Below are 7,675 nucleotides of genomic sequence, written 5' to 3'. Positions count from 1 at the left end.
TTCGCCTATCGAATTTCTTAATAATAGTGTCCAATATGATTGACAAATCTACATTGGAGAAAATTTATAAAATAATTTGTTCAAAAAATAATGAAGTGGCTCACAAAGGTTCGTAAGTAAGCCACTTCTATACACAAAAAAATATCATATGAGCAAGGTTTTAACCTCGTCTTACTTTATATGATATCATAAATTTTGTTGTCAAGGGATTACCGCAAATGTAGCATAGCTTGACAGCCCACAAAGTAGGGTGTATACTTAAAGCAGTGCACAACGGGGAGAGCCATCAAAGCGAAAAAGAGCCACAAACAGCCCCTCACACAGCGTGTACAGAAAGTTTCACTAAATAAAAATTTAGTGAAACTTAGAGAAGTGATAAATAAGGAGAATAGATATAAATGAAACAAGCATATGTAGATGATTGCCCATATTATCTTGACGATTTTCTAACTAACATGAAAGTTGTCAAAGACCGTTCTGACCGCACTGAAGAAGCTTATTTTATTGATATCCGAACATTTCTGCGATATCTTAATGTCAAGCACCATGCAGTTCCAGCCGAAACGCCTTTCAATAAAATAAAAATAAAAGAAACGCCAATAGAATGGCTCGAATGCTTTTCACTAAACGATGCTTATGTTTATTTAAAGTATCTCAAAGATGAGCGCAATAATTCCACAAAAACCCGTGCAAGAAAATGTTCAGCTTTGAAACAATTCTATGTTTATCTTTGCAAAAAAGCCAAGATTATTTCAAACAATCCGCTTGATGATCTTGAATTGCCACATATAAATCAAGCCTTACCTAAATATCTGTCTCTTGAACAAAGCCTTGAGCTTCTGCGTAATATCGACTCTAAAAATCAGGTGCGTGATTATTGTATCATTACTCTGTTCCTTAACTGCGGTATGCGTCTGAGCGAGCTTGTGGGCTTGAATTTAAGCGATTACAGCCGAGATAACAGAACTCTGCGTGTCCTCGGCAAAGGGCGCAAGGAGCGCATTATTTATCTTAACGACGCTTGTGTTTCTGCACTTGATGAGTATATTGACACTACCCGTCCCCACGTGGAACAAACTGCCATTTTTTTGTCAGCTAACAAAACAAGGATAAACAAGCGACGTGTTCAACAAATAGTAGATGAACAGCTCCAGCGTGCAGGACTTAGCAATTTGGGTATTACCACCCACAAGCTCAGGCATACAGCCGCAACCCTAATGTACCAACACGGCGGTGTAGATACTCTTGTACTGAAAGATATACTCGGTCACAAAAGCATTGCGACCACTGAGATATACACCCATTTATCTGATGAAAACATCAAAAAGGCCATGGAGTCGAATCCATTGTCTGAAGAAATTGAAAAGAAAAAGAAGTAAACAAAAAGCCATGTGAGGAAAATCACATGGCTTTTTTTGCTATTTTTTCATACGAATTATAGAATGTTCTGGGAACGTCAGATCTGATCTTATCGACATCTTCATAGCTGCATGATTTGCAGTATCTATGGAGTTGTCGTATTCATCAAACATTTCCTCCACGGTGAACTTCACAGGGCTACCAACAGGTGAAAGCACTTCAATCTCGTCGCCCTTGTTGAATTTGTTTTTTTGAGTACAGTATATTCTTCCACCGCTACAACCGTCAACCACAGCCACAACATCATATTCACGAATATATCCGCCGTTTTCGTAATACTGGCTCTCCTTTGGGTGACCAAAGAAAAATCCTGTACAGTATGCTCTGTGGCTTACCTTGAAAACTTCGTCCTTAAGCCACTGTGGCAACTCAAAATGCTCCGGATCAGACTTATAGATATCCATAGCCCTTCTGTAGGCATTTGTGATAACGGACACATAATACGAAGATTTAGCTCTGCCCTCGATCTTAAAGCTGTTCACGCCTGCCTCAGCAAGCTTATCAATGTGGTTGAGCATACACATATCCTTGGCGTTGAGGATATAAGTTCCTTTTTCGTCCTCAAAAACAGGATAAAACTCATTGGTGCGCTTTTCTTCCATAAGGTGGTATCCCCAGCGGCAAGGCTGTGCGCACTCGCCACGATTTGCGTCACGGTTTACAAGGTACTGGGAAAGCAAACATCTGCCTGAAAAACTTACGCACATTGCACCATGTACGAAGCACTCAATTTCAAGATCTTTAGGGGTCTTTGCTCTTATTTCGGCGATCTCCTCGAGAGAAAGCTCTCTTGCAAGCACTACCCTCTTAGCACCCATGTTATAAAATTCATTTGCAGTAACATAATTTACTATACCAGCCTGTGTGGAAACATGGATCTCCATATCAGGTGCATATTTTTTTATCAGTGAGAAAACACCGATATCGTTGGCTATCATAGCGTCAACGCCTGCCGCAAGAGCGTCATTCACAAACTGCTCTAAATGCACTATCTCGTCATTATGAGGAAGCGTATTGCAGGTCAGATACACACGCTTACCCCTGCTGTGAGCCTCGTCACAGGCTTTTTTCAGAAGCTCAGCGTCAAAGCTTGCAGAGGCGGCTCTCATTCCGAAAGCCGTACCTCCAAGATAAACTGCATCAGCACCAAAATCCAGCGCCGCATAAAGACGTTCCATATCTCCCACAGGAGCAAGAACTTCAAGCAAATTATTTTCAGTCATTAAAATTTCAATCCTTTATTACTTTTTCTTTGCAAGTCCAGCCTTAACAAGGTTTTCCTCATGCTCGTCAAGTGTCTTTGCATAGAATGTTTCGCCCGTCTTAAGATTATTACAGAAGTAATAGTAATCAGTCTTCTTAGGCTCAAGAACAGCGTTTATTGCAGCCATACCAGGGTTGCATATTGGTCCTGCCGGCAAGCCCTTGCACTTATAGGTATCATAACACTCGGTATAATGCTCGATAGAAGCTGTGTTGTCAGCCTCGGTCTTTATAACATTCTTAATATAATTTGTTGTTGTATCAGACTGGAGCATAGGATAGGTGTCAGGGTCGTCAAGTCTGTTCAGAAATACCGAAGCTACCTTTGGCATTTCGTCCTCAGAAGCGGCTTCAAGCTGAACGATAGAAGCAAGTGTCATAACTTCGTTAAGTGACATACCGGAATTTTTGATCTTAGCTTTGACGGTTTCGTATTTCTTTTCAAACTGCTCTCTCAGCTTCTTGGTAACGTTTCCTGCGCTGTCATTCACATAAAACTCATATGTATCAGGATAGAAATAGCCTTCCATGCGATAGAACATATCGCCGTTATCATCAACATCATTTTCAAAGTCAAAGCCTTGATTTTTATTGAATTCAAACAGGAAGTCGTCAGCAGTGCAGACCTCATTATCTTCAAGCTTTTTAGCTATGTCAAGAAGATTTTCTCCCTCTGTGAATGTAATGCTTACAGTCTTGTATGACTCTCTCATTTGTGAAAGTTTTTCGATTATTTCAGAATATCCGCTTGATGGCTGAAGTGTGATATCACCAGGATATATAGCTGCGGGCTTTTCAAATTTCAAAGCAAGCATAAACAGCTTTTTGTTCTTTATAACTCCCTCATTTACAAGTATATCAGCTATCTCACTGTTTGTTGAGCCTGCAGGGATATTAAATCTGATATCCTCGTCAGTTTTTCCGATACCATAATACTCCATGCCAATAGAAATGCCGCCCACTGCAAGCACTAAAGAGACTGTAAGAATTACTATAACAAGTATAATTCCGCCAAACACCGAATTATTCACCTTGCTTTTCTTTCTTTTTTTCTTTTTGCCGCTTTTTGACTTTTTTTCTTGCTTTTCGGGCTTCTCAGGCTCTTTATCCTCGTCTTCCTCGCTTTTGTCTTCCTCTGACTTGTCCTCGTGAAAAGCTAGGATAGGTTCAGGCTTGTCATCGGTCGCTTCTGGAGTTTCCTGTGGTTTCTCGTCAGTATTATCTGCCTGTTCACAGGCTTCGGAACTGTCCTCATTGTCAGCGATAGGCTCTGCTTCAACGCTTTCTTCGTCTGCTTCATTTTTCTCGGCAGACTTTATCTTTGCGTTGACATCATTTATTATATCGTCAACATTAAAATTCAGATCGTCCATTATTTACTTCCTTTCCTTTGTGTTTATAGTATATATATCCTTATCAGTAAATACCTTGTCTACAGAGATATCATAGCCGTCATGACAAAAGCTTTCTGACATACAGTTATCGTAACATAAGCCTAGCTTCATGCCATTATAATCAGCCAAAAATCTGTCATAAAAGCCCATACCAAAGCCAAGCCTGTATCCGTCTTTATCATACGAAAGCGCAGGCACGATACACAATGCATTGTCAAAAACGCAGTATTTCTCACAACTTTCATCAGGCTCAAAAATGCCAAACCTACCCTCTTTGAGATCATAGGTGCTGTTTATTCTGTAAAAATACATAATATTGCCGTTTTTTTCACATCTCGGGCATAGCACTATTTTGCTCTTTAGCGCCTTTCTTACTATCTCCGCCGTAGACACTTCAATATCAGAGGAAACATATGCAAGCACAGTTGTACAGCTTTTATACTCCTCGCTGTCAAGGAAAGCTTGCTGAACAGCCACATCTGCCTGTTTTCTTTCTTCCGCAGACATACTAAGACGTATCTCTTTGAAATGCTTTCTTAAAGCTTTTTTATCTGTCATTTGCTCTGCATACCTGATTCAAGGGCTTCTGCCTTTTCTTTTGAAACAAGAAGCTCTACAAGCTTGAGTGCAAACTTCATGCTGCAGCCTGCGCCCTTTGCAGTGATGAACTTACCGTCAACAGCCACAAGTCTGGCAGAATGTATCGCACCTTTAAGATCTTTCTCATAGCCTGGAAAACAAGTTGCATATCTGCCGTCAAGAAGACCCTTATGACCGATTATGGACGGAGCGGCACATATCGCGGCAATGTATCTGTTATTATCAGCACAGTAATCAACTGCACCAAGCACATCAGGGCTTGCTTCAAGATTTATAGTACCCGGCATACCACCTGGGAGAACTATCATTTCGAGCTCGTCATTAAGAACTATCTTATCCACTGTTGTATCGGTCTTGACAGGAATGTTGTGTGAGCTGACTATCATATCAGAGCCTACACCTACAGTAAAAACTTCAACGCCTGCTCGTCTGAGCAGATCCACGGGGGCAAGAGCCTCCATTTCCTCAAAACCATTGGCAAGAAATACATAAACCATAACAAATGACTCCTTTCGATCATCTGAAAGTAATTACATTTTTATTCAAAAGAAAAGCAGGATTATAAGAAAGCTTTGACTTTCTAAGGCCCTCTATTCCTAGATCCTCTTCCCTGTTGATGAAGCTGAGACCCTTTGCATTATGCGATGCAAACTGACTACACAGCATAGGATATGCACCTTGAACGTCAGCGAGTGCTTTTTCTATATGCACCACAAAGGTATCCGAATTTATTTGTTCACCAACCGTAAAGCCTGTCATTTTATCATTTCTGTAAAGCACAGCGCCTTTAAGTCCGAGCCTATCCATATTCGTAAGAAAAAGATCAATAGCATATTGCTCAACCACCGCCGAAGGATCGTCAGCGTTGTCATTCTTATTATAAAACTCAGCCGAAAATTCAATACAGCTGTCTATTTCCTTATCAGTAAGCTCTCTGTATTCCCAAGGCTCGTCCATGAAACGCTTTATGTGGTTACGCTTGCCGTGATACTTTTTGCCTTTAAGCTCGATAAGGTCGGAAGCATTGTAAATATAGTCTGAACTGTCCCTATCATACTCGCAGATGATTTTATCACCATAATATTCTTTTATCCAGCTTAGGTTATCATCTGTTACAGAAGATACGATAAGCGGCTTTCCCTGGGCGGAAACATATTCTTTAAGCTCATCAAAAAGCCTGATATATTTTTCTTTACCCTCAACGTCTATTTTAACGCCCGCGGGAAATGTAAAATACGGCTGACCGTCCTCAAAGGAACAGCTTATATAAAAATCACCATGATGTGTTATTACAGTGTCATTAAGTCTTTGCCACGCCATATTATTTGCAAAGCAATATTCTGCTCCTCTGAAATCTGATACTGCAAGACACTTGGTTATCCATTCTTTGTCCTCAAAACTTATTTTTCTGAAATCAAACATTAAACACACATTACTTTCTATTGATTAACCCCAGAACATCTCCGAAAATCTTATCTTTTGTATAAGGCTCGATGCCGTCGCTGCAAGGAATAATATCCCAATCCTGTTTCTCAGCAGTAAACAAAGCGGCTTCACGGCATTTTTTCAGATACTCCACATTTGCTTCATGGATATCCTTTTTGCTTTCATCTCCGCCGTATCTTCCCGACATCAGCTTTTGAGATATCTCTATTGGCATATCCAAGAATATCACCTTGTCAGGTCTTGGAAGCCCAAGCTTGTCATACTCGTAATCTTCAAGCCAGCCTATAAAATCTTCCCACTGCTCTTTCGGCAGTTTTGTCATCTGATAAATGCAGTTTGACGTAACATATCTCGCTGCAAGTACAAGACTTCCCTCTTTATAGTCATGTTCCCAAAATTGTTTGTAACAAGCGTATCTGTCAACAGCGTAAAAGCTTGAAGCTGCGTAGGCATTCACGTCAGCAGGCGTTTTGCCTATTTCACCATTAAGATACATCTTTACCAACGCAGACGACGGATTATCATAGTCAGGAAAGCTTATAGCCTTATGCTTTATGTCATTTTCACTGAAATAAGCAGAAAGCCTTTCAAACTGAGTTGATTTTCCACTTCCATCAAGTCCCTCAAGAACTATAAGTCCAGATCTATTCAACATTATTCATTTCTCCGTAAATTTTCTTTACTTCAGCCATTTTTCCACAGCTCATTGCGCCCTCTGGACACTTGCCTTTCATTACACATGACGGACCTGCGTTCTTGAAAAGCTCAGGAGCGGCCTGCTTGCAAAGTCTGAGCATTTCATCAGCCACAGCCTTTATCTCCCATTGTGCTCTGTTACAGCATCTATGCTGGAAGAAATTAAACAGTGTTCTGACGTTCATTGTCACAACTATCTTTGTTTCACAAGCGTTTGGAAGAACAAATCTTGCGTCCTCATAGGCTTTTTTCTTAGCCTTGTTAAGTGCGTCCTTTTCAGACATACCCTGCTCTAAAAACGCCTTTTCATGTGTATTTGTAAGTATGTCGGCAATCTTATTATAACACTCAAGTAGCTGATCCATTTGCTTGTCAAATTCAGCCTTTGCTTCTGGCACAGCCTCTATTGATGGTGGCGTGATAAACTCAAAGCCGCTTTCATTTACATAACGCTGGCTTTTTTGAGAGTAAGACGCAATTCTGTGTCTTACCAACTGATGAGAGCAGGCACGGGATATCCCCTCTATGCCAAAAGTAAAAGAAACGTGTTCCATAGGGCTTTCGTGACCAATAGACACGAGCCTTTCAATAAAGCTCTTTGTTTTTTCTTCCGTAAGACCCTCTCTAAGCGAGGCGATATCACTGCTTGAATAGCAAAGTTTTGCAGCAGTAGCAACCACCTTTTCAGGCTCAGGTGTATGGGTAATAAGCTCAACTCTCATCATATATGATCCTTTCCACATATTTTTTATATTATACCATTAAAAAGCCTACAAGTCAACATTTTATTTTAAATGGCTATTTCAACTTCTGTAGTGCTACAATAGATATTGGACAAAATTAAGAAAAAAGAAAAG

The 7,675-nt window shown here is 40.3% G+C and carries 8 protein-coding genes; 1 reads left to right on the top strand and 7 read right to left on the bottom strand.

Annotated features, from left to right (window positions below; genetic code table 11):
* Positions 1-398 precede the first annotated feature (398 nt).
* On the top strand, positions 399-1,379 hold the full coding sequence (locus DW015_RS12925; RefSeq protein WP_117905922.1) for a tyrosine-type recombinase/integrase: 981 nt from the start codon (positions 399-401) through the stop codon (positions 1,377-1,379).
* Positions 1,380-1,418: 39 nt separating this feature from the next.
* On the opposite strand, the gene DW015_RS12920 is transcribed toward DW015_RS12925, so the two are convergent.
* Genes DW015_RS12920 through thyX form a run of 7 tightly spaced genes read right to left on the bottom strand, consistent with a single transcriptional unit; the run spans position 1,419 to position 7,540 of the window.
* Positions 1,419-2,642: a U32 family peptidase gene (locus DW015_RS12920; RefSeq protein ID WP_181979934.1), complete on the bottom strand. Its 1,224-nt coding sequence runs from the start codon at positions 2,640-2,642 to the stop codon at positions 1,419-1,421.
* Between the two features lie 18 nt (positions 2,643-2,660).
* Entirely contained in the window at positions 2,661-4,055 is a 1,395-nt protein-coding gene (gene mltG / locus DW015_RS12915) for an endolytic transglycosylase MltG (protein ID WP_117905921.1), read from the bottom strand.
* 3 nt (positions 4,056-4,058) lie between these two features.
* Positions 4,059-4,634, bottom strand: a complete 576-nt coding sequence (locus DW015_RS12910) for a 5-formyltetrahydrofolate cyclo-ligase (protein WP_046441871.1) — start codon at positions 4,632-4,634, stop codon at positions 4,059-4,061.
* Complete coding sequence (locus tag DW015_RS12905; RefSeq protein ID WP_117905920.1) at positions 4,631-5,173, bottom strand: DJ-1 family glyoxalase III; 543 nt, start codon at positions 5,171-5,173, stop codon at positions 4,631-4,633. The genes DW015_RS12910 and DW015_RS12905 overlap by 4 nt, the downstream gene beginning before the upstream one ends.
* A gap of 19 nt (positions 5,174-5,192) precedes the next feature.
* Positions 5,193-6,098 carry a phosphatidylglycerol lysyltransferase domain-containing protein gene (locus DW015_RS12900; RefSeq protein WP_046441868.1) on the bottom strand — a complete coding sequence of 302 codons (906 nt, stop codon included), beginning with the start codon at positions 6,096-6,098 and terminating at the stop codon, positions 5,193-5,195.
* Positions 6,099-6,108: 10 nt separating this feature from the next.
* A complete protein-coding gene (locus DW015_RS12895; RefSeq protein ID WP_117905919.1) occupies positions 6,109-6,777 on the bottom strand; it encodes a deoxynucleoside kinase in 669 nt (222 codons plus the stop codon).
* Positions 6,767-7,540, bottom strand: coding sequence for an FAD-dependent thymidylate synthase (thyX, locus tag DW015_RS12890; RefSeq protein WP_046441875.1), 774 nt, complete (start codon positions 7,538-7,540; stop codon positions 6,767-6,769). Before thyX ends, DW015_RS12895 begins: the two co-directional genes overlap by 11 nt.
* Positions 7,541-7,675: the final 135 nt, after the last annotated feature.

The organism is Ruminococcus sp. AF37-20 (genome assembly GCF_003460465.1).
GTDB classification, from domain to species: Bacteria; Bacillota; Clostridia; order Oscillospirales; family Ruminococcaceae; genus Hominimerdicola; species Hominimerdicola aceti.
This window is presented reverse-complemented; position numbering and strand designations above follow the sequence as displayed.